The organism is Exiguobacterium sp. TNDT2, from assembly GCF_003331145.1.
In the GTDB taxonomy this organism is placed as follows: domain Bacteria; phylum Bacillota; class Bacilli; order Exiguobacteriales; family Exiguobacteriaceae; genus Exiguobacterium.
The window spans coordinates 113,861-140,588 of the sequence record NZ_QLVE01000004.1 but is presented as its reverse complement, the minus strand read 5'-3'; the positions used below and the strand labels follow the sequence as shown (position 1 = coordinate 140,588).

The window sequence follows — 26,728 nt, the reverse complement described above, 5'->3', positions numbered from 1 at the left end:
TTCCCCCTTTCAAAAAAACCCTACCTTCATTATACAGAAGGTAGGGCTGAGTGACAGCTTATTCCACACTAAAAATGTAGGAGTAGAGCGGTTGTTTCCCGTCATGAACCTCGATTTCGATCTCGTCGTTCTTCGACTCGATGTACGCCGAAAGTGCCTCCACGTCTTCTGCTGACGAACCTTCGCCCGTCAAGATTGTGATGATCTCATCGTCGGCGTCGACGAGGGCGTCAACAAGCGCTTTCGCCGCTTCGAGGCTCGAGGCCGATGAGGCGACGATTTTCTTCTCGGCGATCGCCATGTGGTCATCTTTACGAATCTCGACACCATCGATGCTCGTATCACGGACCGCATACGTCACTTGACCAGACTTGACGGCACTTGCCGCCGTCTTCATAACGTTTTCGTTCGTGTCGACATCGGCTTCCGGGTTGAACGCGATCGCTGCCGCGAGTCCCTGTGGCACCGTCTTCGTCGGGATGACCGAGACGCCGCAAGGTGCGACCGAGGCCGCTTGTTCGGCAGCCATGATGATGTTCGAGTTGTTCGGGAAGATGAAGACGTGATCCGCGTTGGCTGCTTCAATCGCCTTGACGATATCTTCCGTCGACGGGTTCATCGTCTGACCGCCTTCGATGACGTGAGCCGCCCCGAGTGAACGGAACAAGTCGCTGACGCCTTCGCCCATCGCGACCGTGACGATTGCGAATGGCGCTTTCGCCTTAGTTGCCGTCGGAGCAGCTGTTTGAACGCCGTGCTGGTTGGCGCCATGTTCTTCTTCTAGAATGGTCGAGTGTTGTTGACGCATGTTCTCGATTTTGACAGCGACGAGCTCCCCGAAACGCTGTCCTTTCGTGATGACGTCACCTGGCGTTTCGACGTGAACGTGGACTTTGAGCAACTCCTCATCCGCGACGACGAGGAGCGAGTCTCCGAGTTCAGACAATTCGTTGCGGAACGCGTCCTCGTTGAACGGGGCGTCCTTCAATTTCTCGTCTTGGAAACGGACCATGATTTCCGTGCAATAACCGAACTCGATGTCTTCGGTCGACATGAATCCTTGCGCGGCGTGGGCATGATGTTCGGCCTCGATGAGCGCATCCATGACCGGTGCATGTGGCTTCTCGAGTTCTTTGCCTTCGAGGCTCGCAAGGAACCCTTCATATATGACGAGCAGTCCTTGGCCGCCCGAATCGACGACGCCGACTTCTTTTAAGACCGGCAGTAAGTCTGGAGTCCGCTCGAGTGAAGCTTTCGCTTCCACAATCACGCGTTCCATGAATTCGTTGAAGTCACTCGTCGACTCTGAAGCACGGAGCGCTTCGTCGGCCGCTTCACGAGCTACCGTCAAAATCGTTCCTTCAACCGGTTTCATAACCGCCTTGTATGCCGTGTCGACACCACGTTTCAACGCTTCGGCGAAATCGACCGTCGACACTTCTGCCTTGCCTTCGATCGCTTTTCCGAAACCACGGAACAACTGGCTCAAAATAACACCCGAGTTCCCGCGTGCCCCCATCAAGAGACCGCGTGCAAACTTCGATGAGACATCAGCGATATTCGCTGTGTCGAGCGCGGCCACTTCCTTCGCACCCGATGTCATCGTTAAATTCATGTTCGTCCCCGTGTCGCCGTCCGGCACCGGGAAGACGTTAAGCGAATCGACATAATCCGCATTTTGGCTCAAGTTGGCTGCACCGTTCGCGACCATGTTCGCGAATACCAATCCATCTAAACGTTTTAAACCCACACCAAATCCTCCTTCGTTCTCATCAGTCATTCGTCAGACGAACGCCTTGTACGAATATGTTTACCGACGAAACGTTTAATCCTAAAGTTTCACCGAGCGTGTATTTCACACGGCTTTGCACGTTGTAGGCGACTTCCGACACTCTCGTCCCGTAGCTTACAATGATGTGCATGTCGATATGTACGTCTTCTCGATCTTGACGTACGACCACGCCTCGGGCGTAGTTTTCACGCTTCAATAGTTCTGCAATCCCGTCTTTCAATTGAGCTTGAGACGCCATTCCCACAACGCCGAAACATTCCATCGCCGCACCGCCTGCGAGTGTTGCGACCACGTCGTTCGTGATGTCAATATTGCCATATGTTGTCTTCATTTCAATTGCCATATGGAGTAGCCTCCTTCATTCGGAATGATTCCTTCACTACATTCTACAATAAGTACCTAGTTATTAAAAGAACCTGCTCCATAAACTCGGTCAATTATCGCCGTAACCCTCATTCATTATTAAAATCCTTTCCAGTAATGTCAAGTTTTTTTCTTGTCATCCTATGATTTTCTAGTTGCATCGTGAAAAAACCCGTGCTAATATAAACGAGTGTCTATTAGGACGAACCCACATAAAAAAGGAGGGGAAACGCATGGCACGTAAATGCTACGTAACAGGTAAATCACCTAAATCAGGTAACAACCGTTCGCACGCACTCAACAAGACAAAACGTACTTGGGGTGTAAACGTACAAAAAGTTCGTATTCTCGTTGACGGTAAACCTAAACGAGTTTGGGTTTCAGCTCGCGCTCTTAAATCAGGTCTCGTTGAACGCGTATAATTTTTATACACGAACGAAATAAATCCCAGCGGCATTCGCCGATGGGATTTTTTTGCGTTCATTTTTTGATAGACAGCACGAGCACCATACCTTCATGGACGAGAAGATCCGCCACAGCGGCATCCCACTCGTTCGAGATGGTGAGCGCCTCATGGCTGACGACATCGTGACGGTCGAGCGAATATTTGACACCACGGATGGTGACGTTCGCACGCTTCCATGGAATGAGCGACAAATAGTGATCGTCTTGACGCGGGAGTTCATAGCGCCCTTTCCCGACGAGTCGCACCGTCTGCCCTGCCGTGATGAGACGCATCTCCGGATACGCCTCAAGCAGACCGATATTGCTAAGCGTCATATCAAGCCGCCCGCCGAGAGCGCCGTAGACGAGCATCTCCGTCGCCCCGTGGCCGCGGGCCGCCTCGAGCGCAATTTCGAGGTCGGTCACATCTTTCTCAGATGGATAACGGACGGCATCTGTCGGCACATCGCCCGTGACCGAGTCGAAATCGCCGACGACGAGATCCGGGTTCAACCCGTGGGCTAACAGCGTCTCGTATCCCCCGTCGACGCCAATGACGTAATCGACGTCAGCGGGGAGGTTTGCGATTGGTTCCGGGCTGGCTGCCACGATCAGCACCCGCATCAGCGGACGTCCCGGGTCGCGAGCGTGGCGAAACGCGGCGCCGATACGAACAAGAGGACGAGAACGACGGCCGACACGAGGAAGGACGGGAGCATATACGTCATGTTATAGGCGAACGAGTAGGCCACGACTGGCCCTTCCGCGTACTCGGCGAAGAAGACGATGCCCGACAAGACGTGGGCGCCGTAGCGAAGCAGGGAGCCAAGGAGTGCCCCGAGCACCAAATAAACGATGAGCGTCTTTTTCGCCTCATCCTTGGCGGCTCGTTTCACTTGACCGGCAAACAGTCCCGCCATGCCGACGACACCGTAAGCGAACGTGTAGTCGAGCAGGAATTGGACCGGTGTGAAAATGTAGGCCCCGAATAATAGTTGCAGCGTTCCGACGAGTGCACCGGTCGCAAGTCCGCCTTTTAAGCCGTGACGATACGCCATTACGAAAATCGGCAACATCGCCAAGCTGATCGACCCGCCTTGCGGCATCCGAAACGGGATGAGCAAATCAAAGATTAAGCCGAGTGCGGCGAACAATGAGATTTCAATGAGCGCCTGTAGTTTTAAACGTTGTTTCATCTTATTCCCTCCTTCTTATATGAGCGAACGACAAAAAGCAGCATGACGTAAACGCCATGCTGCTATCGAGTAGCAACGTGCATTTTCGCCACATCCCTACGTCCGTGTGAACGGAACAGGTTCAAAGGGTTAGCGTATGCCTCTCAGCCACAGAATGTGACACCCCTTGCGACAATATTTGTTGTTCTATGAACGATTATACACGAGATGCGTGACGAATGCCATCGATTGCGTCTTTATAGCTCGGCTCGTTATAGATGGCCGACCCGGCCACGAGCACATCAGCCCCGGCATCGATGCATAATTTCGCCGTCTCTGTGTTGACACCGCCGTCAATCTCGATCTCAAAGTCGAGACGGCGCGCTTGGCGCATCTCGTTCAGTGCCGCGATTTTCGGCACGACCGATTCGATGAACTTCTGACCCCCAAAGCCAGGGTTCACCGTCATGAGGAGGACCATATCGACGTCACCGAGCACGTGTTCAATCGATGAGAGCGGCGTGTGCGGGTTGAGCACGACACCACACTTGGCGCCGGCCGCTTTGATTTGTTGCAACACGCGGTGCAAGTGGTTCGTCGCTTCGACGTGGACGGTGACGATGTCCGCCCCGGCCTTGATGAAATCTTCGACGAACCGTTCGGGCTGGTCGATCATCAAATGGACGTCGAGTACCATGTCCGACTTGTTTCGTAAACTCGCGAGCACCGGGAGCCCAATCGAGATGTTCGGGACGAATTGACCGTCCATGACGTCAAAATGGATGTAATCCGCGCCGGCCTCTTGGACCGCCTTCACTTCTGCCTCTAGGTTGGCGAAGTCCGCTGCTAAAATCGATGGTGCAATTTTAATCATGTCAGTACCTCCGTTGTCTATCGTTTAACTCTGCCATAAACGTAACATAATTCTCATAACGGGTGGAAGCGATTTCTCCCGCCTCGACGGCCGCTTTGACGGCACAGCCCGGCTCATTCAAATGGGCACACCCGCGGAATTTGCAGTCGTCATGGCGCTCGACGAACTCAGGGAAACACCAGCGCATCTCCTCGACTTCAAGTTCTTCCGGGAACTCAAGGCTCGAGAAGCCTGGCGTGTCAGCGACGAGCCCGTCAGCGAGCGTGATGAGCGTGACGTGACGCGTCGTGTGCTTGCCACGGCCTAGCGACTTCGAGATCTTTCCGGTCGCGAGTTCTAGTTCCGGCGCGACCGCGTTCAAGAGCGAACTCTTGCCGACCCCAGTCTGTCCGGCGAATACGCTCGTCTTCTCTTTGAACGAACCGCGAATTTGTTCAATCCCCGATCCGTCTTCGATCGACGTCTCGATGACCTCATAGCCGATCGAGCGGTATAAAGTTGCTGCTTCGTGAATCGTTTTCCGTTCCGACTCCATCAACAGATCCATCTTCGTCAAGACGATAATCGGATGGACTTGCTTCGATTCGATCAAGACGAGGAAACGGTCGAGCAGATGGAACGAGAACGCCGGTTCCTTGACCGAGAACAGCAAGAACGCTTGATCGATATTGGCGATCGGCGGACGGACGAGATGGTTTGAACGCTCGTCGACGGCCAATATATAACCGGTGCCGTCCCCTTGGTCTTGGATATCGACATCATCGCCCACGACAGGCGAGATGTTACGGTTGCGGAAATTGCCGCGGGCGCGACAACGGATCTCTTGCTTCTCTTCCGTCATGACGTCATAAAAGCCGCCTTGTAATCGAATGATCGTACCTTTCATTCCATTCCCTCCTTAGAAAAAGAGGTGACGCGCACGCCACCTCTTCATTGTGAATCTTTTGCTTGTGCGTAGGTCACCGTATCCGTACGAACGATTTCACCATCGACTTCAATCGTCGCGGTTCCGACTTCGTCCGGTGCGATGACAAGTGTATACGAATACGTCGTCGTCTCCGTTATCTTATCACGCAACACTTCAATTTCGCCACGTGCGTCGACCGTCCGAATGACGACTTCGAGCGCCACGGGCTCTTCGCCTTCAGCGGGCGGCTCGATTTCGACGTTGACTTCACGCTCAATCGACACGTCAGTCGGTTCGACACCTTGCGACACGATAACGGTCAATTCCGTCCCCGGGTCGACTGCCGTCCCGGCCGTCGGGAGTTGACGGATAATTTGGTTCGCAGGCACGCTCGTTGAATACTCGTCCCGTTTGACGATTTTTAAGCTATTCTGTTCGGCGTACGTCGTCGCTTCTTCGAACGTATACCCAGCCAAATTGGCGAGTTCGATTTTATTGCTTCCTGTTGAGACGACAAGGGTCACCGTCTCTTCAGAGGGGACGACCTCATCGCCTGGAGTAATCGATTGAGAGATGACATCCCCGCTATCGACCGTCTCAGACGCCTCCGATTGAATCTCGATATCCGTGAAATCGAGGTCTTTGAGCGTCCGTTCGGCTGCAGATTGGGACAACCCTTCAACGTCCGGCATCTCGACCGTCTCTTTTCCGGCCGAGACGACAATCGTCACGGTCGTCCCGCGCTTCGGCTTTCGTCCGGCTTGTGGCGTCTGCGAGATGACATTGCCGACGAGAATGTTGTCACTCATTCGCTCGGTCGTCTCGACGACAAAACCTACCGCCTCAAGTTCGGTCGTCGCCTCGTCGCTCGTCATGCCGACGACGTCCGGGACGACGGCTCGGGACATTTCGTCAGCGATGACGTAGGCTCCGATCCCGCCACCAATCAACAGGAGCGCAAGCAAAATCCAAAGCCACCACTTCTTCTTCCGTTTCGGTTTGTCTTTCACAGGTTCAGTTACTGCAACCGGTTGCTCGGGTGTCTCTTTAGCAATTGGGTCATCTTGTACGAGCGGCGCCATGACGAGCGTCTGATCAAACGCATCTTGCTCCTCATTCGAACGCTTCGGTTCATTCGCACGTTCTGAATCAAGTGCCGTCATGCAATCCTTTTTGAACGCGGCGACCGAGGCATGACGCGCGCCCGGTGACTTCGCGAGCGCCTGCATGATACAGTTTTCAAGCGCTTGCGGGATGTTCGGGTTCAAATCCATCGGTCGAATCGGGTCGTCTTGCAGATGCTGCAACGCGACGGCGACCGGCGTCTCGCCGATGAACGGCACGCGGCCGGTCACAAGTTCATAGAGCACCGTGCCGAGCGAGTAAATATCTGACTTCTCATCGGCGAACTTCCCGCGTGCCTGCTCGGGAGAAAAGTAGTGGACCGATCCGAGGACCGACATCGTATGGGTAAGCGTCGCGTTCGACATGGCCACCGCAATCCCAAAATCCGTCACTTTGACGTTACCGCTTTGGTCGATCATCATGTTTTGCGGTTTGATGTCCCGGTGAATGATTCGATTCGCATGAGCGTGGTCGATCGCATCACATATCTGTCCCATGATGCGGAGCGCCTCGTCGACAGATATGTACTCTTCTTGTAAATATTGTTTCAGCGTCATCCCATCGACATGTTCCATGACGATGTAATAGATGTCGCGTTCATCCCCGACGTCATAAATGGCCACAATATTTGGATGGTTCAGACTTGTTGCCGCATGGGCTTCACGCTCAAACCGGCGTATAAATTGTTCATTGTGCGAGAATTCAGATCGCAACACCTTGATGGCGACGGTTCGGTTTAAAATCTCATCGTGAGCCCGGTAGACATTTGCCATGCCGCCGCTGCCGATTTGCTGTTCGATCCGATAACGATCGTTGATTCGTTCTCCACTTCGCATCGGATTCATCCTCTCTTTCTCTCTGTGAACTGGACGAGGGCGACAGTGATATTGTCACTCCCCCCCAAACGGTTGGCTCGATCAATCAATTGATTTGCCTTGACGTCAGCCGAGACGGGACGTTCCAAGACTTGCTTGATCTCGTCATCGGTCAAATGCGTCGTCAAGCCGTCCGTACAGATTAAAATCGTGTCAAACTCGGGTTCGGCAAATACTTGCAGATCAGGTTCGACATGCTCTTTCGAGCCGATTGCTCGGGTGATGATATTACGTTTCGGATGAACACGCATCTCTTCTTCAGTCAACTCCCCGAGTTGCTTCAACACATTGACGTAAGAATGATCCTCCGTCAACTGTTGAAGTTTATTGTCACGCAAGGCATACACACGGCTATCTCCGACATGGACGATCACGATTGTCTCGTCATGCCAGCAGACGCCGGCGATTGTCGTCCCCATCATGAGCAGGTTCGCTTGCTTCGAGAAATCAAGCACTTGCTCATTGGCCAGTTCAACATTGTCTCGAAACCAATTCTCCATTTCCATCGGTGAGGCCGGAAGCGTGGGGAAAGCACGACGAAACTGCTCAATGACGAGCTGACTCGCGACTTCCCCGGCTTCATGCCCTCCCATACCATCGGCCACGAGTGCGATTCCGGCACGTTCGTCCCCTAAAATCAAGACGGCGTCCTCGTTCTGCGCTCTCACTTGGCCCCGGTCGGTTCGGTATGCTAATTCCATCTTCCTGATTACCTCGTTTCTTGTTCGCGCTCCTTCGCTCGAAGCTGCCCACAAGCCGCATCGATATCCGAACCTTGTTCGCGACGAATCGTCACGTTCACTTTTCGATCTTTGAGCACTTTTTCAAAGGCAAAAATTTGTTTACGTGGTGTGCGGACGTAGTCGCGCTCGAGCACGTGGTTGACTGGAATCAAGTTGACGTGACATTTGACGCCTTTCAACAAGTCAGCGAGTTGATGCGCGTGTTCTTCCGTGTCGTTGACCCCGCCGAATAAACCGTATTCGAACGTGATGCGGCGACCGCTTTTCTCTGTATAGTAATTGACCGCTTCCATCAACTTGTCCAAGTTGTAGGCACGGTTGATCGGCATGAGACGCGTCCGAATCTCTGTCGTCGGCGCATGAAGCGAGATGGCGAAGTTGATACGCATCCCTTCGTCAGCAAACTTGTAGATTTTCGGCACAATCCCACTCGTTGACACGGTGATGTGGCGTGAACCGATGTTCAAGCCGTCATCATGGTTGACGGTGCGCAAGAAACGCATCAATTCATCGTAATTGTCAAACGGTTCGCCGATCCCCATGACGACGATCGAGTCGACTCGCTCTCCGCTCGCATCGAGGGCGCGCTGCACGTCGAGCACTTGCGCCGTGATTTCGCCGGCTTCTAAATTACGTTTTAAACCGCCGAGCGTCGAGGCACAGAACGTGCAACCGATGCGGCAGCCGACTTGCGTCGTGACACAGACCGAGTTGCCGTACTCATGGCGCATGAGCACCGTCTCGATCGAGTAACCGTCTTGAAGTTCAAACAAAAACTTGATCGTGCCGTCTTGTGACTCTTGACGAACGAGTTCTTTCAACGTCGTCAATTGGAACGCCGCGTCCAACTTCTCACGGAGCGGTTTCGAGACGTTCGTCATATCGTCGAACGACGTCACACGCTTGACGTACATCCAGTCATATAACTGTTTCGCGCGGAACGATTTTTCTCCTGCCTCGATGAGCCACTGTTCGAGCTCTGAATACGTGAGGGAATAGAGGGAAGGCTTGGCACCGACCAATGGATTTTTTTCAACTGCTTTTGGATTCATGTTTATACCTCTTTCTTAAATGCGGCGATATAGAAACCGTCCGTCCCGAACGACGTCGGGAGTAATTTGAGTTCAGCTCGGTCCGATGACACCATCGGACGCAATACTTGGGGAAGACGGTCCTGGAGTGTCTCATCCCACGTCAGTCCATTCGACAAAATGTAATCAGCCTGCTGTTCATTCTCAGTCGGGTCGATTGTACATGTCGAGTACACTAGCGTACCACCTCGTTTGAGGAGTGGCAAGACGGCGTCGATGATTTCACGTTGGACTTTCGGGAGTCCGGCAAGGGCAGATTTGTCCTTCGTCCATTTGATATCGGGCTTGCGACGGATGACACCGAGTCCCGAGCATGGGACGTCGAGTAAGATTCGATCGAAGCTTTCCGGTTCGAATTGATCCCCAGCCTGGCGGGCATCGAGGGCAAGTGCGGTCACTCCATCGATATGCAGACGCTTCGCTTGACGTTCAATCAACTTCGCTTTATGCGGGTGCAAGTCGAGCGCGACGAGCGTTCCGCCGTCCATCCGTTCGGCCGTATGCATCGCTTTTCCACCCGGTGCGGCACACGCATCGAGCACGCGTTCCATTTTCCCGGCTTGAAGCGCATCGGCGACGATCATCGAGCTCTCATCTTGAATCGACAACAAGCCCATATCGATGAACGCTGTCGTGTGCACGTTTCCGGACTCGATGACGAGACCGTCCGCTGACAGCTCGGAACGTGTCGCGACGACATCGACTTCGGCGAGCCGCTCAATCATCTCTTCGACCGTGACGCGCTGGCGGTTGACCCGCACTGTGACCGGAGCCGGCTCATTGTTTAATTTACACATCGCCTCGGTCGCTTCGACACCATACGTCTCCACCCATTCGGCAACGAGCCAATCAGGATGGCTATGTTCGATGGCAATCCGTTCAGCGTCCGGCAACGTGCTCAAATCTGGGTACCCGTCCCGGATGACGTTGCGCAAAACGCCATTGACGAACTTGCCTGTCCCGGAATGGCCCCGTTTTTTCGCGATTTCAACCGCTTCATGCAACACGGCCCGATCCGGGATCTTGTCGAGATAAAACAGTTGATAGACGCTCATCCGCAAGAGCGGCAAGACAAATTTGTCCAATTTTTTCGGGTTTTGGACCCGCTTCTCTAAAATATAATCGAGCGTCCGTTTCCGGCCGAGCGTCCCGTAGACGAGCTCCGTGTAGAGGCCGACGTCTTTCGTCGCTAATTTTTTTTGTTTCAATAGGTCGTTGACCGCAATCGTCGAATAGGCGCCGCCTTGTTCGATTTTGATTAGCGTATCAAGCGCTGCAACTCGTACGTTCATATTATCCTCCTAATCGATCGCCGACTTGTAACTTTTGACCGGCCCCACGCATGAACGTGGCCCCATCCATTCGTTTTTTACCAGATGGTTGCAAATCGATCACTTTAATGGCGACCGCGTCGCCTGTCGCGACGACAAATCCATCCTCTTCAAGCCGCACAATCGTTCCCGGTTCACCCGTCCCTGTCGTCTTCGACCCGAAGAACAGTTTGACCCGTTCACCCGCAATCGTCGTATACGCAGTCGGGAACGGATTCATCCCTCTGATATGGTTATAAATGTCTGTGCCGGAAATGGTCCAGTCAATCTGTTCCCGCTCCCGGCTGATGTTCGGTGCGAACGTGACGTCACGCTCATCCTGCGGCACGGCTTCAATCCAACCAGCAAGGAAGGCAGGAAGCGTCTTGATTAACAAGTCAGACCCTGCGACCGCGAGCTTGTCGAACAACGTACCGACCGTGTCCAATTCTTCGATTGGTACGACCGTGTTGGCAATCATATCGCCGGCATCGAGCTTATCGACCATGTACATGATCGTGACGCCCGTCTCTTTGTCTCCGTCGAGGATGGCTTGATGGATTGGAGCACCACCCCGATGTTTCGGCAATAGTGAGGCATGGACGTTGATGGCTCCATGTTTCGGCGCTTCTAACAGTTCGGTCGGAACGATTTGACCGTACGCTGCCGTCACGATCAAGTCCGGTTTGAGTGCCAAGATGTCCGCGTAATCGGTCCGCACCTTTTCAGGCTGTAACACCGGGATGTTGTGGCGCAATGCACTCTCTTTCACCGGCGTCGGTTTCAGTTCGCGTTTTCGTCCGACCGGCTTGTCCGGTTGCGAGACGACACCTACGACATTGTATCCTTCTTCGAGCAAGCGCTCAAGTACGGATACGGCAAACGTCGGAGTGCCCATGAAGACGATGCGTTGATCCGTCCCTTTTTCCGGCACGGCGAGTTTGTCCGTGAACAACACCCCGTCGAGATGATCGATCTCATGTTGAATTGCCCGGGCGAAGAAACCGCTCGCCTTCACTTGTTGGTAGCGGCCCTTCATGTCTTGCGTCTTGACGACGATCGTCTCATGCCGTTCGACGAATCCGAACTCTCCCGGGATACTCAAGCACCCTTCAAGACCGACCTCGCTTCCCGACGTCTCGATGATCTCTGGATTGATCAATACGAGCGGACCGGTCTCATCATCTGTATGGACGACGGCGAGCCGTTGGTTCAAGTTGACTTGCGGGGCGGCAACGCCGACGCCGTCATATTCGTACATCGTGTCGAACAGTCGATCGACCGTCTGACGCAACTTTTTATCAAATTTCGTCACCGGATCACACGTGACCCGTAAAATCTCATTTGGAATCTCTACTACTTTATACATTTGGTTCCACCTCACATGAATACGTATGGGTTTACGTCGATACTCAATTGATATTCTTTTTTACTGATCGCCTTCGCGCGTGCCTGTTGCAACGCGGCGAGGACCGGATATAGCGCTTCAGGGTGTTTCGTCTTGATGAACAACTGATAGCGGTACAAGTTCTTTAGTTTCGACAGCGGCGCCGGCATCGGGCCGTTCAGCCGTGACTGCGCCACATGCGCCTCGACAAAATCAGAAGCGAACAGCTCGGCCTCGGCTTGGGCGACGAGCGGACTTTCCGCCGCGAACGTGACAAGTGTGACGTACCAATACGGAGGATGATTGCCGACTTGGCGCAGCTGCATCTCCCGGGCGTAAAACGATTCATAATCGTGTTCACTCGCCGTCTCGATGACATAATGGTCCGGGTTGTACGTCTGCACGTACGCCTCACCAGGCAGAATGCCTCGCCCGGCACGACCGGCGACTTGGGTCACGAGTTGGAACGTGCGCTCGGTCGCCCGGAAATCGGGCATGCCGAGTGTCGCATCCGCTGCGAGCACGCCGACGAGTGTGACGTTCGGGAAATCGAGTCCTTTGGCGATCATTTGAGTGCCGAGCAAAATGTCAGCCTCTCCATCCTCGAAGCGTTTCAACAGTTGCTCGTGCGACCCTTTTCGGGACGTCGTGTCTTGGTCCATTCGGATGATTCGCGCCTCGGGGATGCGGTTCAACAGCTCGGTCTCAATCTTTTGCGTGCCGGTGCCGAACTGTTTGATTTTCTTGCTGTCACACGTCGGGCACTTCGACGGCATCCCAATCTCGTAGCCGCAGTAGTGGCATTTGAGCCGGTCGCCGTGTTGGTGATATGTCAAGTTGACGGCGCAGTGCGGGCAAGTGAGTCCTTCCCCGCAGTCGCGGCACATGACGAACGTCGTGAAGCCACGACGGTTGAGCAAGATGACACACTGTTCTTTTTTGGCGATGCGGTCGTTGATAGCGACAAATAAATCTTCTGAAAACATCGTCGTATTCCCTTTGGCGAGTTCGCGTCGCATATCGATAATATGCACCGGCGGCATCTCGCCGCCGTACCGTTCGCTGAGTTGCAGATAACGGTAGACACCTTTTTGGGCGCGGGCGTAAGACTCGAGAGACGGGGTCGCACTTCCGAGCACGACCGGACACTCATGGTAATGCGCTCGCCAAATCGCGACGTCACGCGCATGATAGCGCGGGTTCTCTTCTTGCTTGTACGTCGTCTCATGCTCTTCATCTAAGATGATAAGGCCAATGTTTTCGAGCGGTGCGAAGATGGCCGAGCGGGCCCCGACGACGACGTCGACTTCTCGTCGTTTGATTTTCCGCCATTCATCGTATTTCTCGCCTTGCGACAAGGCGCTATGGAGCACGGCGACCCGGTCGCCGAAACGGCGTTTGAACCGTTTCACCATCATCGGCGTGAGCGAGATTTCTGGGACAAGCAAAATCGCCTGTTTGCCATCGTCGACGACTTGACCGATCGCTTCGAGATAGACCTCGGTCTTCCCGCTACCGGTGACACCGTGCAAGAGCAACGTCTCCCCGGCTTTGGCGTCGTAGATGGCATGGACGGCCGTCGCTTGACTTTCGTTCAGTTCGACAGTCTCGATGACTTGTTCAATCATGGCGTATGGATCGCGGTTCAGTTCGACCTCGGTCACGTTGACGGCACCGAGCAACTCCATCTTTTGCAGTTGCGCGCGCGATAATCCGATTTGACGTAACGACGACCAATACATGCGCGGTACGTCTTGCAGCAACTGAATCGCTTCTTGTTGTTTCTTCGCACGGGCCGGGATGAGCGTCGCGTCGATGAGCTCGATGACGAGGTCCGTCTTGACCGTCCGTTTTTCTTTTAACACCGGCGCGAGCAAAATGTCCCCTTTTTTGGCGAGCGCCAAGATGACGGACTGCGTTTCTTTTGGGTACTCGGAAAGATGGGTGCCGGCCCGAACACCGTCTGGAAGCGTCTCACCTTTAATCTCTTTGTCATAACTCACCTTCAACGCTGCCGGCAGCATCGCGAGGAGTGCCGACGACCGGAAGCAGAGCGTCGTCTCTTTCACGTGGGTCGATAAGTCGAGCAACTCGTCCGTCAGAGATGATTCTTCATCTAATAATGCTTCAAGTGGCTTCAAGCCTTCGCGTGTCCCTTCCGAGACACCGGTCACGATTCCGAGCAGGCGTCGTGAGCCGAACGGGACCGAGACACGCATGCCCGGTTCGATTAACGTCTCGAACTGGGACGGGACCTCATAATCGAACGGACGGTCGATCGTGATGACGGGTGCGTCGACATGGACATGGGCGATCATCGCAAATCTTCCTTAAAATGGGTGAGCAACTCGACGGCGAGTTCACGTTTGCTCTGTCGTGGTAAGCGGACGTGAGCACCGTCCGCCCGAAACAACATGACCTCGTTGTCGTCAGAGCGGAAGCCGATATCCGGTTGCGACACATCATTGGCCACGAGATAGTCGACCCGCTTGCGGGCGATTTTGTCGCGGGCGTGTTGCTCGAGGTTCTCCGTCTCGGCCGCAAAGCCGACGAGGAGCTGATGCGTTTTCTTCTCCCCGAGCATCTTCAAGATATCGGTCGTCTCTTCGAGTTCGATTGTCAACGGCCCGTGCACTTTTTTATGTTTCTCGCTATGGACCGTCTTTGGGCGATAGTCGGCGACGGCGGCCGATTTGATGACGAGGTCTTGGTCATCGAAGCGCGCGAGCACCGTCTCGAGCATCTCCGTCCCGGATTCGACGGCGATGGCGGTTACTCCATCCGGTACCGGTACTTGCAGTGGACCGTGGACGAGTGTGACGTAGGCTCCCATGTCGCGGGCCGCCTCGGCGAGCGCGACGCCCATCTTGCCTGACGAGTCGTTCGATAGGAACCGGACCGGGTCGATGCGTTCGACCGTCGGCCCCGCCGTGATCAACACTTGCTTCCCGAGCAGAAGTTTCGGGACGAATTGGCTCTCGATAATCCGGACGATGTCTTCCGGTTCCGGCAAACGACCCCCGCCGATCCAACCGCACGCGAGATTGCCGACGCCCGGTTCGATGATTTGATAACCGAACGTTTTGAGCGTCTCGATGTTGCGGCGCGTGGCCGGATGTTCGAGCATATTGACGTTCATCGCCGGTGAGACGATGACCGGGCATTTCGCCGCTAAAATCGAGGTCGTGATGAAGTCGTCGGCAATACCGGCCGCGAGTTTCGCGATCATGTTCGCCGTGGCCGGTGCGACGACGATCAAATCACTCGTGTCGACGACGTCGATGTGGGCGATTTTGGTCGGGTCGTGTTCCTCGAACACGTCGGTGTGTACCGCATTGCGACTGAGCGCCTGAAACGTCGCTTTCCCGACGAACTCCTCGGCTGAGGCGGTCATCGCCACGTGCACGTTCGCACCGGCCTGGACGAGTTTTGACGTGAGCGCGCACGCCTTATACGCCGCGATCCCGCCGCTCACACAAAGCAAGATATTCCGATCGTTCAACATTCACATTTCTCCCCCTTATAGACAATGAGACCCAAGTCGTATCCGACTTGGGTCACAATTCATCCGTTGTTTTTTTCGTTCGCGATGATTGTCGTGTCACCCGAATACAATTCTTCTAGCGCTTGACCGACCGGCTTATACGATTTTGGCGCGGCGACTTTCGGTGCTTTTCCGTCCTGGATTTGGCGGGCTCGCTTCGCGGCAACCGTTACGATCGTGTATTTCGACGGGATGATACGTTGTAAGGCATCAATCGAAGGGTATAACATTAAATGACCTCCATCATGGCTTTTTTATAGAGAGACGCGACACGTTCACGTTTACAATGCTCGGCCGTCACGATCGCTTTGATACGGTCGATCGCTTTGTCCACTTCATCATTCGTAACGACGTAATCGTATGCATCCATCAATTCAATTTCTTCCCGGGCGACGAGCAAGCGTTGCTTGATCACGTCTTCCGATTCCGTGCCTCGACCGACTAAGCGGTTGCGTAGTTCTTGCAAGCTTGGCGGAGCCAAGAATAAAAAGACCGCTTCCGGGAAACGCTCTTTCACTTGGAACGCACCTTGGACTTCAATCTCGAGGATGACGTCTCTTCCGCTCTCCAGTGTCTCACGAACCCATTCGACCGGTGTCCCATAATAATTGCCGACAAATTCAGCGTGTTCGAGCAATTGATCATGCTCGATCATGTCTTCAAATTGTTCTCTCGTCTTAAAGAAGTAATGCACGCCTTCTACTTCCCCTTCACGCGGTTTCCGGGTCGTTGCTGAGACCGAATATTGAAGGTTGTTGTCCTCTTCCTCACGGAGCACGCGGCACACTGTCCCTTTTCCGACGCCGCTCGGGCCAGACAAGACGATTAATAATCCTCGTTCTTTAAAATTCACTGCAAGACCTCCATCTTCTAACATCACATTTAATTATAATAGCAGTCAATCAATTGTTCCGGCAAGAAGAAGTTCGGATTTCCTACTTCATCGTACCATATTTTCCGTGAATCTGATAACGTAGAGACAGAAAAAGAACAAAGGTGATGAGACTAGTGGCATATGATGGATTAATGACATATCGTGTTGTAACAGAATTACAAGCGCTCGTTGGAGGGCGCATCAATCGCGTGCACCAACCGTATTCCCTCGACTTGATGATTCAAATCCGCTCGAACCGCCAAAGCGTCCAATTGCTCGTTTCGGCGAACGCGATGTACGCACGGCTCCAACTGACCGACAACCCGACGAAGAACCCGCAAGAACCGCCGATGTTTTGTATGATGCTCAGAAAACATATCGAAGGCGGCTTCATCACGGCAATCGAACAAGTCGGCCGTGACCGTGTCATCGTCCTGTCGATCCGTTCACGAAACGAGCTCGGCGACGAAGATAATAAGAAAGTGTATATCGAACTGATGGGACGGCACTCGAACGTCGTCTTGACGAACGAGGACGGTAAGATTTTAGACGCCATCAAGCATCTCCCGCCGTCACAGAACACGTACCGGACGATCATGCCGGGCAGCGATTACTTGTTGCCACCGGCCCAAGACAAGTGTGATCCGTTGACGGAGCGAGAAGCCGGTTTGAAACGCATCGACTGGAACGTCGGAAAACTCGACAAGCAACTCGTGGCCAATTTCGCCGGGCTCAGCCCGCAAATCGCACAAGAAATCGTCCATCGGGCCAAACTCCCGAACCGGGCGAGCATCGAAGAGGCGTTCGAGAGCGTCATGAGCGACCTCGAAGGCCCTTACGTCTTCCAACAGCTCGCGTCGGGCAAAGAGCGCTTCAGTCCGATCGTGCTCACGTCCGGTGAAATCACCTCTGAAGAGCGCTATGAGACGAGCAAAGACGTGCTCGACCGTTTCTTCTATGAAAAAGCGAACCGCGATCGCGTCAAACAACAAGCCCACGACGTCGAGCGTCTGCTCAAATCCGAGCTCGAGAAAAACCTGTTGAAGCGCAAACGACTGCTCGACGACTTGAAGGCGACGGAACGGTCCGACGAGCTTCAAAAATATGGGGAGCTGTTGACGACGTACTTGTTCCAACTTGAGAAAGGCATGACCGTCGCCCACGTCGTCGATTATTACGACGAGGAAGGCGGGATGATCGATATCCCGCTCAACCCGCTCAAGACGCCGAATGAGAATGCGCAAGCATACTACAAGAAATACAACAAGTTGAAAGTCGCCAAAGTCGAAGTGCAGAAACAAATCGAATTGAACGACGCCGAGATTGAGTATTTAGAGACGCTCGTCGCCCAGCTCGATGTCGCCTCACCGGCCGATATCGTCGAGATTCGAGAAGAGTTGGCCGAAGGCGGCTACATGAAACAACGGAGTCAGAAGAAAAAACAAACGAAGAAAATTTCGCTCGAAGCATATACGTCGTCGACCGGGACGGAGTTTTTTGTCGGGAAGAACAATACGCAAAACGACTACTTGACGTTCAAGTTCGCCCGTCGCGATGAGATTTGGCTTCATGTGAAAGACATTCCTGGATCTCACGTCATCATCCGTTCGAGCGAGCCGGACGAGACGACGCTCCTCGAAGCGGCGACCGTCGCGGCCTACTTCTCGAAAGCCCGTGCCTCGAGCGGTGTGCCGGTCGATTACACGAAAGCGCGCTACGTAAAAAAGCCGAGCGGCGCCAAACCTGGATTCGTCATCTATACGGATCAGCAGACGGTGTACGTCACGCCGGATGAGCGACTCGTCAAATCACTCCAGCAATGAGTTCAGGCCACGTCATGTGACGTGGTCTTTTCTTGTTAGTCCATGGTCACTCGTCCTCTCGGCGCCCACGCTTTCCGCAGGCAACCCCGGAGCCGCATCGCGACTCAATGTCGCTGCTGGGTCTCCGTTGGGTTGCTTTCCTGCAGGAGTCGGGGCGCCGGCGGACGAACGAAAGGATTGGTACACGTCTGATCGACAGGCGAGCAGACACATGCCAAGGCCGGCACCCGAACTCCTAGGGGATAGCGATGCAAGGATGACCCCGTAAAGTGCGGCACGCACTGCGGAGGCATCCGCATCGCCCCAGGAACGGAGGGTGCCGGCAAAGGCATGTGTAAATATGACATGTCCACTTACATTGACAACAAGTAAAGGCCCCGTCATCGCGACGGGGCCTTACTTTATTTCGGGTTGTGTTTGAACGCTTCGAGCTGTTCATGATAGTCGAGCAAGTGCCCATGTAAGATTTCAGAAACGGATAAATCTTCGTGTGGCAATGTGAACAGCGAATACGGCTTGTCACATGTGTAGAGGATGTCGTGATGATGCGCGAGGAGGTATAAAAACTCGGATTCGAACGCCCGGCGTTCTTCCTCACCCATCAATAAGAGTGCCTCGCGGTGTTCGGCGAGACTCTCGAGCAACAAGACGAGTTTGTCCTCAAGGTGAATCAATAGACGGTATTGCTTGATTGTCAAATGCTTCAATTTCACGTTTGTCATTTTCATATCTTCTTGGAGCATCATGTGCAGCTCCTGATGCCCGAGGATGCGGGCCCGCGTCTCAAGTAATTCTGACGGGGACCCGACGAGTTCGCGCCAATGATGGAACATGTAGGTCGATGTCTTTCGAATTTCACTGAGCAATCGCTCTTCATAACGAGGCGGAAGGAATGCATAGTTGACACCGAGCGAGACGAACACACCGACGGCCGTCAACAACGAACGGGTCCAGGCATAATGGAAGAAGTCAGTTGTCGGGTTTTCAAGCATGAGCACGATTGCGAACGCCGCGTACGTAGACATGTGCGTCTTATCGAATGTTGTGTTGAGCGTGAGCGCGACGATGACGGCGAGTCCGATTGAAATCGGGTTGACCCCGAACGCGTAGACAATCAAAAGACCGCACATGAGCCCGACAATCGTCCCGAAGATGCGGCTAAAAACGATGTTCGATGAGCGCTTCACGGTCGGTTGCATCGCGACGACGGCCGCGATGGCCCCCATGCCTGAATAAATACCGAACACGTACCACGACAAGGCGATCGTGATGGCGACGGCAATCCCCGTTTTCAATGTCCGGAGCCCGACTTTTGGGATGTAACGTTTGTTGATCATTTCAGTTCGACCTTTCCTGTCTCGGAAATGAGTTCAATATTCGGCCGGTTCGAGTTCGACAGATGATACACGCCGCCCCCGATTTCCTTGAACCGCTTGGACGCCGTCACATTGCCCGTCGTCGTGACGTTCACTTGTCCGGTCGCGTTCCGCGGCTCGTAGGCGAGCGTACCTGCCTCGGTCTGAACCGTCAAGCTTTGATTGACGACGATGTCGCTCACGGTCGCATTCCGATAGGAGCGGATATCTCCCGTGACGACACGGACGGTTTCTAGTGTCGCATCACTCCGCGTCTCGACACGAAGTCGATCACTTTCAAGTTTCTTTACATTGACAGCGTTCGCCTCCAAGATGATTGTCTTGGCAATCAGTCCTTGTCCCGTCACTTGCTCGGCCTCGACATCGATTGACGTCATCGAACTCGGCAAGGCGACGCGAATCTTATAACGGGACGGCTCATCGCTCGCCCGGCTGCCGAATTGACTCAGCTGGCCGTACCGCTCGACGACCGAGATTGTGTCGCCGACCGACTTGACTTTGATGCGACGCTCTTTTGAGTTCGTCTGCAACACGTCAATCTGAACCTTCTCATTCGTGCTCCGAACAAATTCGACGTTGCCATGCGCTGTCTCGAGTCGAAGTTTCTTCATTTGATAGCGGTCCTCGTACGTGTCCCCGAGTGCCAACACGTGACTGAATATGAATAAATTCAAGAAAAAGATGAGGGGCAAGACGGTGAGGACGAGTCCGAACGCAAGTTTACGATGTTTTGGGATGGCTTGAAAGCGAGCTTTCAAGGATTTTCCCTTCATTCTAGAATACGCCATACACTTCTCCTTTATTGATTGCTTTCCCTATTCTAACACGTTCAGTATGTCATGTACCGAATAGAAAAAGAATCCGCCCGGAGGTGGATTCTTAGAAAGGTAGATTACGATGTGACACGTGCGTTCCAACCTGTCGGATCGTTTCGCCAGTCACGTAAAGAGGCAGCTTCTTCTTTACTGATGATTCGCTTTTTGACGGCGACGTCGAGCACATCCGATAGTGTAATCAGAGCGTGCGCAGTGAAGCCGGAGTCCAACAGATTGATGGCGAGTTGGCTCAGACTGTAAGAGAAAATGGCTTGAATCTTGATCACTTCCCCGCCCGCTTCCTGGATTGCTTTGGCGGCCTCGATGCTCGATGAGCCGGTCGACAACAAGTCTTCAATCACGATGACACGGGCCCCCGGTTCAAACCGACCTTCAATTCGATTCCCTTTCCCATGTCTTTTCGCACTCGAACGGACGTAGACGAGGGGCAAACCGAGCCGGTCGGCGACAAGCGTCGCATGGGGGATTCCCGCTGTCGCTGTCCCGGCGATGACGTCGGCATCGAGCGGACGGACCGCATCGACGAGCGTATCGATGATGAGATTTCGGACGTCAGGATAACTGAGCGTCAAACGGTTGTCGCAATAAATCGGACTCTTCATCCCGCTCGACCACGTATACGGGTTTTCCGGTGACAGGGTCACGGCCTCGATTTGTAGTAAAGCTTCAGCGATTTGTCTCATAAGTTCGACTCCATTCCTGTAAATAGTATTCGTAAGCGGCGTTCGGATCAACGGCTTGGGTGATCGGCCGACCTACGACGATGGCCGACACGCCGGCGTCACGAGCCGCTTTCGGTGTGGCGATCCGGACTTGGTCGTCCGCTGTTTCGTTCATGCGGATACCGGGCGTCACGGTCAAAAATGACGAGCCGAGCGCTTGGCGAATCGCGCGGGCCTCATGCACGGACGCGACGACACCGTCGAGTCCGGCCCGTCCAGCCATGCCCGCTTGTCGGAGGACGGCTTGTTCTAGTCCGCCATCGATGTGTAACTCCTCGGCGAGCATCCGTTCATCGGTCGACGTCAACTGGGTGACCCCAATCAATTTCGTCGTATCAGTCACATCGCGTAAGCCGTCCAAGGCGTAACGCATCATCGTCTCGCCGCCGAGCGTATGGACGTTCGTCAACTCGACGCCGAGGCGGCCGATTTGACGGAGCGTCCGTCGTGCCGTCTCCGGGATGTCATGGACTTTGACGTCTAAAAAGACGGGGTATCCGTTGTCGACGAGTTGCTCGACAAAACGCCCCCCTTCCCGATAGAACAGCTCCATCCCGACTTTGACGGCCGGTTTCTGATTGATTTGTTCCAATAGACGGAACGCGTCGGCGCCCGTCTCGACATCAAGCGCGAGATACAGTCTGTTCATAAGCTTTCCCCCTGATGTCTAAAATGTGATCGATGCCAAGTTCGTCAAGTCGTCCCGGTAACGCTTCGATGATTTCCTGACAGACGTAAGGATTTTCAAAATTGGCCGTTCCGACCGCGACCGCTGAGGCACCTGCGTAGATAAACTCTAATACGTCGTCCACCGTCCGCACGCCGCCCATCCCGATAATCGGGATATCGACGGCCTGGGCGACTTCATACACCATGCGGATCGCGACCGGTTTGACGGCTGGCCCAGACAAGCCCCCGATTCGATTGGCGAGAATCGGCTGCCCAGTCGTGACGTCGATGCGCATCCCGACGAGCGTGTTGATCATCGTGATGCCATCGGCCCCGGCCGCTTCGACCGCCTTGGCCATCGCCGTAATCGATGTGACGTTCGGTGATAGTTTGACGTACACCGGTTTCGTTGACGCCGCTTTGACGAGTCGGGTCAATTCGGCCGCCATCTCGGGATCGGTCCCGAACTGCATCCCGCCGCACTTCACGTTCGGACAGGAAATGTTCAGCTCGAGCGCTTTAATGGTCGGGTCGGCACTCATCTGGCGTGCGACATGGATGTATTCTTCAGGCGTCGAGCCGGCCACGTTGGCGATGATCTCGGTATCAAATCCCGACAGGAACGGAAGCTTGTCTTTGATGATGGCGTCGACACCTGGGTTTTGAAGGCCAATGGCGTTCAGCATCCCTTGCGCCGTCTCGGCGACCCGCGGCGTGCCGTTGCCGAACCGCGACTCGCCTGTCGCTGCCTTGATCATGATACCGCCTAACATCGATAAGTCATAGAGTTTGGCGAACTCTTCCCCGAATCCGAAACAGCCTGATGCCGGCATAATCGGATTTTTTAACTGTAAGCCTGGCAACTCGACGTGTAGTCTCATAGCGTCACCTCTTCTGCCCGAAATACCGGTCCGTCACTGCACACTTTGACGTAGCCGCCTGGCGCTTCGCATACGCAAGCGAAACAAGCGCCGATGCCACACCCCATTCGATTCTCAATCGAGATATAACGCTCTTCAATCTGTGACGCGGCGACCGCTTTCAGCATCGGTTCCGGCCCACAGCTGAACAATACATCGGCCTCGACCCGCGCGAGCGGTCCGGTCACAAATCCCATTTCCCCATACGTCCCATCGACCGTCGTGATAATCGTCTTCCCAAATTCACGGAACGCGTCTTCATAAAAGATGCTCGTCTTCGTATCAAATCCGAGAATCGCCACCGTCTCGATCCCTTGAGCGGCGAGCAGACGCCGCGTGTAGTAGAGCGGCGGCACTCCGATGCCCCCACCGACGAGCACGACCCGCTTGCCCGTCTGTTCGAGCGGAAAGCCGTTGCCGAGCGGTCCGAGGATGTCCAAGGCGTCTCCCGTCCGACGAGTGGCCAAATCTGCCGTCCCGCTGCCGATCACTTTATACAGGAACGTGACGACGTTGCCTTCGACGTTCGCGACCGAGAGCGGCCGGCGCAACAGCTCTGACGTCTTCACGTGGAAGAACGTCCCCGGCGCAACGGCCTGCGGTGCGATTTCGACTTTCATCTCCATCGTCGCGGTCGCAATCAATCGGTTCGATAAAATGGTCGCGAGTTGTCTCATACGGTCACCCCGAATGTCGTGAACGCCGGCAAACTCGTTGTTTGGAACGACAGGCTCTCGATGACTTGGAGCAGCGCCTTGACCGTATCGAGCGACGTCAGACAGAGCACCCCTTGTTCGGCCGCGGCCCGACGGATGATGAACCCGTCTTTCGTCGCGAGGGCGTCACGCGTCGTCGTGTTCAAGACGATGTCGACTTCTCCTCGTTCGATGACGCTCAGCATCGTCTCACCAGACTCATTAATCTTCCCGACCGGATAGACCGGTAGGCCGTCTGCTGAGAGCGCCTTCGCCGTACCGGACGTGGCCATCAGGCGGAATCCGAGTCGGTTGAAACGGCGGGCGATATCGAGCGCCTCTTCCTTGTCTTGGTCGGCGACCGTCAATAGGACGTTCCCTTTCAAGGCAATCGTCATGCCGGCGGCGACGAGTCCTTTATACAGTGCTTTTTCGAGCGTGCGGTCTGTCGCCATGACTTCACCGGTCGATTTCATCTCCGGCCCGAGCGACGGATCGACTTCTTTTAATTTCGCGAAACTGAACACTGGCACTTTGACCGAAATCGCGTCCGCTTCCGGATGCAGTCCGGTCCCAAGCCCCAGGTCTTTCAAACTCTTACCGAGAATCGTCTGCGTGGCGATGCGTGCGATCGGCAGGCCCGTCACTTTCGAGATGAATGGGACGGTCCGGCTCGCCCGCGGATTGACCTCGATGACGTATAAATCGTCCGCGTAGACGAACTGGATATTGAGCAACCCTTTGATCCGGAACGCCTTGGCGAGTTTGATCGTGTAGTCGACGACTTTTTCTTTCAATGCCTCACTCAATCGTTGCGGCGGATACACGGCAATCGAGTCGCCCGAGTGGATCCCGGCCCGTTCGATATGTTCCATGATGCCCGGGATGTAGACGTCTGTCCCGTCACAGATGGCATCGACTTCAATCTCGATGCCTGTCAAGTAGCGGTCGATGAGGACGGGACGGTCTTTCGAGGCGACGACGGCGTGGCGCATATATCGTTCGAGCTCCGAGCGCTCATAGACGATTTCCATCGCCCGGCCGCCGAGCACGTATGACGGACGGACGAGTACCGGATAGCCAAGCATATCGGCGCAAGCGACGGCCTCTTCGACCGTGACAGCCGTCTTGCCCGGCGGTTGGGCGAGTCGTTCGGCCGAGAGCGTCGCTTCGAACGCTTTCCGGTCTTCAGCGCGGTCGATATCTTCAAGCGACGTCCCTAAAATTTGGACCCCTTCCGCTTCGAGCGAGGCCGCCAAGTTGATCGCCGTCTGGCCACCGAACTGGACGATGACGCCGAGCGGCTGTTCGTTACGGATGACTTCGAGCACGTCCTCGGTCGTGAGCGGTTCGAAGTAAAGTCGGTCAGAGATTGAGAAGTCGGTCGACACCGTCTCCGGGTTATTGTTGATGATGATCGCTTCGTAGCCTGCGTCACGAATCGTCTGGATCGAGTGGACGGTCGCGTAGTCGAACTCGACACCTTGCCCGATCCGGATCGGTCCCGAACCGAGGACGAGAATCGACGGCTTGTCCGTCTTAACGGCTTCGTTTTCAACTTCGTACGTCCCGTAAAAGTATGGTGTCTCCGAAGCGAACTCGGCCGCACACGTGTCGACCATCTTGTACACCGGGCAGATGTCCCAGTCGTTCCGAAGCGATGTCACCGTCTCCACTGTCTCATTCGTGATTCGGGCGATCATCTTATCACTGAAACCGAGACGTTTCGTCTCGATGAGGCGTTCTTTCGAAAGCGGCTCATGCTGAAGCGTCTCTTCTTGTTGCCAAATCCGAGCGAGTTTCGATAAGAAGAAACGATCGATTTTTGTCAGCACATGCAACTGTTCTGTCGAGTAGCCGCGGCGGAGCGCCTCATAGAGCATCCACAGCCGCTCATCCGTCGGTGTCGTCAGCTCGCGGTCGAGCTCCGCGGTGCTGAGTTGCGCGAGACGTGGCACAGCCAAGTCTTCTGTCCCGAGTTCGAGCGAACGGACGGCCTTCAAGAGTGCTTCTTCCAAGTTACGGCCGATCGCCATCACTTCCCCGGTCGCTTTCATCTGCGTGCCGAGCCGGCGATCAGCCGTCTCGAACTTATCAAAGGCGAAGCGCGGGATTTTGGCGACGACATAGTCGAGCGCCGGTTCGAACGAGGCGTAACTCGTCTCCGTTACCGGGTTCTTCAGTTCTGACAACTTGTATCCGACCGCCACTTTCGCAGCCAGCTTGGCAATCGGGTACCCCGTCGCTTTCGAGGCGAGCGCCGAACTGCGCGAAACACGCGGATTGACCTCGATGACGTAATACGTGAAGCTGTCCGGGTCGAGGGCGAATTGGATGTTGCATCCGCCTTCGATGCCGAGGGCGCGGATGATGTCGAGTGAGACGCTGCGAAGCATCTGGTAGTCGCGGTCAGACAGTGTTTGGGTCGGTGCGAAGACGATCGAGTCGCCCGTATGGACCCCGACCGGATCAAAGTTTTCCATCGCACAGACGATGATTGCTTGGTCGCTCGAATCGCGCATCACTTCATACTCGACTTCTTTCATGCCAGCGATCGATTTTTCGAGCAAAACTTGCGTCACCGGGCTCGCTTTCAGCCCCGATTCGACGAACTGCTCAAATTCATTCCGGTCATGGGCGATCCCGCCACCGGTTCCTCCGAGTGTGTACGCCGGACGGATGATGATCGGGTAGCCGATTCGGTCGGCAAAGCCCCAAGCCGACTCGAGTGACTGCACGATCTCGCTTTCCGGGACCCCGTGCCCGAGTTTATACATGAGGTCGCGGAACTGTTCCCGGTCCTCAGCCTGTTCGATGGCCGATAATTTCGTCCCGAGCAATTCGACGCCGCAATCTTCAAGTACGCCGCGGCGATCGAGTTCCATCGCCAAGTTGAGGCCGGTCTGCCCGCCGAGTGTGGCGAGGAGCGCGTCTGGTCGCTCTTGACGGATAATCCGTTCGACGAACTCCGGTTCGAGCGGTTCGATATAGACGCGGTCCGCCGTCGTCGGGTCGGTCATAATCGTGGCCGGGTTCGAGTTGACGAGGATGACCTCGTATCCTTCTTCTTTCAAGGCAAGACACGCCTGGGTACCAGCATAGTCAAATTCTGCCGCCTGTCCGATGACGATCGGGCCGGATCCGATTACAAGGATTTTCTGAATATCTGGTCGTTTTGGCATG

Annotated in this window: 24 protein-coding genes, 1 pseudogene and 1 riboswitch; of the genes and pseudogenes, 2 read left to right on the top strand and 23 right to left on the bottom strand. The window is 54.7% G+C overall.

Annotated features, from left to right (window positions below):
- Window positions 1-58 precede the first annotated feature (58 nt).
- Window positions 59-1,750, bottom strand: a complete 1,692-nt coding sequence (locus DPV68_RS03940) for a DAK2 domain-containing protein (protein WP_114165515.1) — start codon at window positions 1,748-1,750, stop codon at window positions 59-61.
- A 22-nt stretch (window positions 1,751-1,772) separates the two neighbouring features.
- Window positions 1,773-2,135, bottom strand: coding sequence for an Asp23/Gls24 family envelope stress response protein (locus DPV68_RS03935; RefSeq protein ID WP_114165514.1), 363 nt, complete (start codon window positions 2,133-2,135; stop codon window positions 1,773-1,775).
- 253 nt (window positions 2,136-2,388) lie between these two features.
- Here DPV68_RS03935 and rpmB point away from each other — a divergent pair, with 253 nt between their 5' ends.
- Window positions 2,389-2,577, top strand: a complete 189-nt coding sequence (gene rpmB / locus DPV68_RS03930; protein ID WP_015881349.1) for a 50S ribosomal protein L28 — start codon at window positions 2,389-2,391, stop codon at window positions 2,575-2,577.
- Between the two features lie 58 nt (window positions 2,578-2,635).
- Here rpmB and DPV68_RS03925 read toward each other — a convergent pair whose 3' ends face one another.
- The 14 genes and pseudogenes from DPV68_RS03925 to gmk all read right to left on the bottom strand — a co-directional run bounded on the left by DPV68_RS03925 (window position 2,636) and on the right by gmk (window position 16,507).
- Window positions 2,636-3,223, bottom strand: a complete 588-nt coding sequence (locus tag DPV68_RS03925) for a thiamine diphosphokinase (RefSeq protein ID WP_114165513.1) — start codon at window positions 3,221-3,223, stop codon at window positions 2,636-2,638.
- Window positions 3,223-3,795, bottom strand: a complete 573-nt coding sequence (gene thiT, locus DPV68_RS03920; protein WP_114165512.1) for an energy-coupled thiamine transporter ThiT — start codon at window positions 3,793-3,795, stop codon at window positions 3,223-3,225. The genes DPV68_RS03925 and thiT overlap by 1 nt, the downstream gene beginning before the upstream one ends.
- Before the next feature lie 76 nt (window positions 3,796-3,871).
- Window positions 3,872-3,972, bottom strand: a riboswitch (TPP riboswitch).
- 19 nt (window positions 3,973-3,991) lie between these two features.
- Window positions 3,992-4,648 (bottom strand): ribulose-phosphate 3-epimerase, encoded by a 657-nt coding sequence (gene rpe, locus DPV68_RS03915; protein ID WP_114165511.1) that lies wholly within the window; start codon window positions 4,646-4,648, stop codon window positions 3,992-3,994.
- A gap of 1 nt (window position 4,649) precedes the next feature.
- The gene (gene rsgA / locus DPV68_RS03910; protein WP_114165510.1) at window positions 4,650-5,534 is read right to left on the bottom strand and encodes a ribosome small subunit-dependent GTPase A; all 885 of its coding nucleotides are present in this window, start codon (window positions 5,532-5,534) and stop codon (window positions 4,650-4,652) included.
- Window positions 5,535-5,578: 44 nt separating this feature from the next.
- Entirely contained in the window at window positions 5,579-7,516 is a 1,938-nt protein-coding gene (gene pknB, locus DPV68_RS03905) for a Stk1 family PASTA domain-containing Ser/Thr kinase (protein WP_114165509.1), read from the bottom strand.
- Window positions 7,517-7,521: 5 nt separating this feature from the next.
- A complete protein-coding gene (locus DPV68_RS03900; RefSeq protein ID WP_114165508.1) occupies window positions 7,522-8,256 on the bottom strand; it encodes a Stp1/IreP family PP2C-type Ser/Thr phosphatase in 735 nt (244 codons plus the stop codon).
- An 8-nt stretch (window positions 8,257-8,264) separates the two neighbouring features.
- On the bottom strand, window positions 8,265-9,350 hold the full coding sequence (gene rlmN, locus DPV68_RS03895; RefSeq protein WP_034777130.1) for a dual-specificity RNA methyltransferase RlmN: 1,086 nt from the start codon (window positions 9,348-9,350) through the stop codon (window positions 8,265-8,267).
- A gap of 2 nt (window positions 9,351-9,352) precedes the next feature.
- Window positions 9,353-10,681, bottom strand: coding sequence for a 16S rRNA (cytosine(967)-C(5))-methyltransferase RsmB (gene rsmB / locus DPV68_RS03890; RefSeq protein WP_114165507.1), 1,329 nt, complete (start codon window positions 10,679-10,681; stop codon window positions 9,353-9,355).
- 1 nt (window position 10,682) lies between these two features.
- Window positions 10,683-11,597, bottom strand: coding sequence for a methionyl-tRNA formyltransferase (fmt, locus tag DPV68_RS03885; RefSeq protein ID WP_232819497.1), 915 nt, complete (start codon window positions 11,595-11,597; stop codon window positions 10,683-10,685).
- Between the two features lie 39 nt (window positions 11,598-11,636).
- Window positions 11,637-12,068: pseudogene (gene def, locus DPV68_RS15035) on the bottom strand (peptide deformylase); the annotation flags it as partial.
- A gap of 11 nt (window positions 12,069-12,079) precedes the next feature.
- Window positions 12,080-14,404, bottom strand: a complete 2,325-nt coding sequence (priA, locus tag DPV68_RS03880) for a primosomal protein N' (RefSeq protein ID WP_114165505.1) — start codon at window positions 14,402-14,404, stop codon at window positions 12,080-12,082.
- Window positions 14,401-15,591 (bottom strand): bifunctional phosphopantothenoylcysteine decarboxylase/phosphopantothenate--cysteine ligase CoaBC, encoded by a 1,191-nt coding sequence (gene coaBC, locus DPV68_RS03875; RefSeq protein ID WP_114165504.1) that lies wholly within the window; start codon window positions 15,589-15,591, stop codon window positions 14,401-14,403. Before coaBC ends, priA begins: the two co-directional genes overlap by 4 nt.
- 59 nt (window positions 15,592-15,650) lie before the next feature.
- Window positions 15,651-15,860 (bottom strand): DNA-directed RNA polymerase subunit omega, encoded by a 210-nt coding sequence (rpoZ, locus tag DPV68_RS03870; protein ID WP_114165503.1) that lies wholly within the window; start codon window positions 15,858-15,860, stop codon window positions 15,651-15,653.
- Window positions 15,860-16,507 carry a guanylate kinase gene (gene gmk / locus DPV68_RS03865; RefSeq protein WP_052090097.1) on the bottom strand — a complete coding sequence of 216 codons (648 nt, stop codon included), beginning with the start codon at window positions 16,505-16,507 and terminating at the stop codon, window positions 15,860-15,862. The genes rpoZ and gmk overlap by 1 nt, the downstream gene beginning before the upstream one ends.
- Before the next feature lie 131 nt (window positions 16,508-16,638).
- Between gmk and DPV68_RS03860 the strand changes: the two genes are divergently transcribed.
- The gene (locus DPV68_RS03860; protein ID WP_114165502.1) at window positions 16,639-18,327 is read left to right on the top strand and encodes an Rqc2 family fibronectin-binding protein; all 1,689 of its coding nucleotides are present in this window, start codon (window positions 16,639-16,641) and stop codon (window positions 18,325-18,327) included.
- A 401-nt stretch (window positions 18,328-18,728) separates the two neighbouring features.
- Here DPV68_RS03860 and DPV68_RS03855 read toward each other — a convergent pair whose 3' ends face one another.
- The 7 genes from DPV68_RS03855 to carB all read right to left on the bottom strand — a co-directional run bounded on the left by DPV68_RS03855 (window position 18,729) and on the right by carB (window position 26,727).
- The gene (locus DPV68_RS03855) at window positions 18,729-19,664 is read right to left on the bottom strand and encodes an FUSC family protein (protein ID WP_114165501.1); all 936 of its coding nucleotides are present in this window, start codon (window positions 19,662-19,664) and stop codon (window positions 18,729-18,731) included.
- Window positions 19,661-20,476, bottom strand: coding sequence for a hypothetical protein (locus DPV68_RS03850; RefSeq protein ID WP_232819487.1), 816 nt, complete (start codon window positions 20,474-20,476; stop codon window positions 19,661-19,663). Before DPV68_RS03850 ends, DPV68_RS03855 begins: the two co-directional genes overlap by 4 nt.
- A gap of 119 nt (window positions 20,477-20,595) precedes the next feature.
- Window positions 20,596-21,222 carry an orotate phosphoribosyltransferase gene (pyrE, locus tag DPV68_RS03845; protein WP_114165499.1) on the bottom strand — a complete coding sequence of 209 codons (627 nt, stop codon included), beginning with the start codon at window positions 21,220-21,222 and terminating at the stop codon, window positions 20,596-20,598.
- A complete protein-coding gene (pyrF, locus tag DPV68_RS03840; protein WP_114165498.1) occupies window positions 21,206-21,910 on the bottom strand; it encodes an orotidine-5'-phosphate decarboxylase in 705 nt (234 codons plus the stop codon). The genes pyrE and pyrF overlap by 17 nt, the downstream gene beginning before the upstream one ends.
- Window positions 21,885-22,811 (bottom strand): dihydroorotate dehydrogenase, encoded by a 927-nt coding sequence (locus DPV68_RS03835; RefSeq protein ID WP_114165497.1) that lies wholly within the window; start codon window positions 22,809-22,811, stop codon window positions 21,885-21,887. The genes pyrF and DPV68_RS03835 overlap by 26 nt, the downstream gene beginning before the upstream one ends.
- Window positions 22,808-23,527: a dihydroorotate dehydrogenase electron transfer subunit gene (locus tag DPV68_RS03830; protein WP_114165496.1), complete on the bottom strand. Its 720-nt coding sequence runs from the start codon at window positions 23,525-23,527 to the stop codon at window positions 22,808-22,810. Before DPV68_RS03830 ends, DPV68_RS03835 begins: the two co-directional genes overlap by 4 nt.
- Window positions 23,524-26,727, bottom strand: coding sequence for a carbamoyl-phosphate synthase large subunit (gene carB, locus DPV68_RS03825; protein WP_114165495.1), 3,204 nt, complete (start codon window positions 26,725-26,727; stop codon window positions 23,524-23,526). Before carB ends, DPV68_RS03830 begins: the two co-directional genes overlap by 4 nt.
- Between the last annotated feature and the right edge of the window lies 1 nt (window position 26,728).

Coding starts and splice junctions, on each gene's coding strand:
- DPV68_RS03935 (WP_114165514.1), bottom strand. CDS start 2,135: ATGGCAATTGAAATGAAGACAACATATGGCAATATTGACATCACGAAC.
- rpmB (WP_015881349.1), top strand. CDS start 2,389: ATGGCACGTAAATGCTACGTAACAGGTAAATCACCTAAATCAGGTAAC.
- DPV68_RS03925 (WP_114165513.1), bottom strand. CDS start 3,223: ATGCGGGTGCTGATCGTGGCAGCCAGCCCGGAACCAATCGCAAACCTC.
- thiT (WP_114165512.1), bottom strand. CDS start 3,795: ATGAAACAACGTTTAAAACTACAGGCGCTCATTGAAATCTCATTGTTC.
- rpe (WP_114165511.1), bottom strand. CDS start 4,648: ATGATTAAAATTGCACCATCGATTTTAGCAGCGGACTTCGCCAACCTA.
- rsgA (WP_114165510.1), bottom strand. CDS start 5,534: ATGAAAGGTACGATCATTCGATTACAAGGCGGCTTTTATGACGTCATG.
- pknB (WP_114165509.1), bottom strand. CDS start 7,516: ATGCGAAGTGGAGAACGAATCAACGATCGTTATCGGATCGAACAGCAA.
- DPV68_RS03900 (WP_114165508.1), bottom strand. CDS start 8,256: ATGGAATTAGCATACCGAACCGACCGGGGCCAAGTGAGAGCGCAGAAC.
- rlmN (WP_034777130.1), bottom strand. CDS start 9,350: ATGAATCCAAAAGCAGTTGAAAAAAATCCATTGGTCGGTGCCAAGCCT.
- rsmB (WP_114165507.1), bottom strand. CDS start 10,681: ATGAACGTACGAGTTGCAGCGCTTGATACGCTAATCAAAATCGAACAA.
- fmt (WP_232819497.1), bottom strand. CDS start 11,597: ATGGGCACTCCGACGTTTGCCGTATCCGTACTTGAGCGCTTGCTCGAA.
- priA (WP_114165505.1), bottom strand. CDS start 14,404: ATGATCGCCCATGTCCATGTCGACGCACCCGTCATCACGATCGACCGT.
- coaBC (WP_114165504.1), bottom strand. CDS start 15,591: ATGTTGAACGATCGGAATATCTTGCTTTGTGTGAGCGGCGGGATCGCG.
- rpoZ (WP_114165503.1), bottom strand. CDS start 15,860: ATGTTATACCCTTCGATTGATGCCTTACAACGTATCATCCCGTCGAAA.
- gmk (WP_052090097.1), bottom strand. CDS start 16,507: ATGTTAGAAGATGGAGGTCTTGCAGTGAATTTTAAAGAACGAGGATTA.
- DPV68_RS03855 (WP_114165501.1), bottom strand. CDS start 19,664: ATGATCAACAAACGTTACATCCCAAAAGTCGGGCTCCGGACATTGAAA.
- DPV68_RS03850 (WP_232819487.1), bottom strand. CDS start 20,476: ATGAAGGGAAAATCCTTGAAAGCTCGCTTTCAAGCCATCCCAAAACAT.
- pyrE (WP_114165499.1), bottom strand. CDS start 21,222: ATGAGACAAATCGCTGAAGCTTTACTACAAATCGAGGCCGTGACCCTG.
- pyrF (WP_114165498.1), bottom strand. CDS start 21,910: ATGAACAGACTGTATCTCGCGCTTGATGTCGAGACGGGCGCCGACGCG.
- DPV68_RS03835 (WP_114165497.1), bottom strand. CDS start 22,811: ATGAGACTACACGTCGAGTTGCCAGGCTTACAGTTAAAAAATCCGATT.
- DPV68_RS03830 (WP_114165496.1), bottom strand. CDS start 23,527: ATGAGACAACTCGCGACCATTTTATCGAACCGATTGATTGCGACCGCG.
- carB (WP_114165495.1), bottom strand. CDS start 26,727: ATGCCAAAACGACCAGATATTCAGAAAATCCTTGTAATCGGATCCGGC.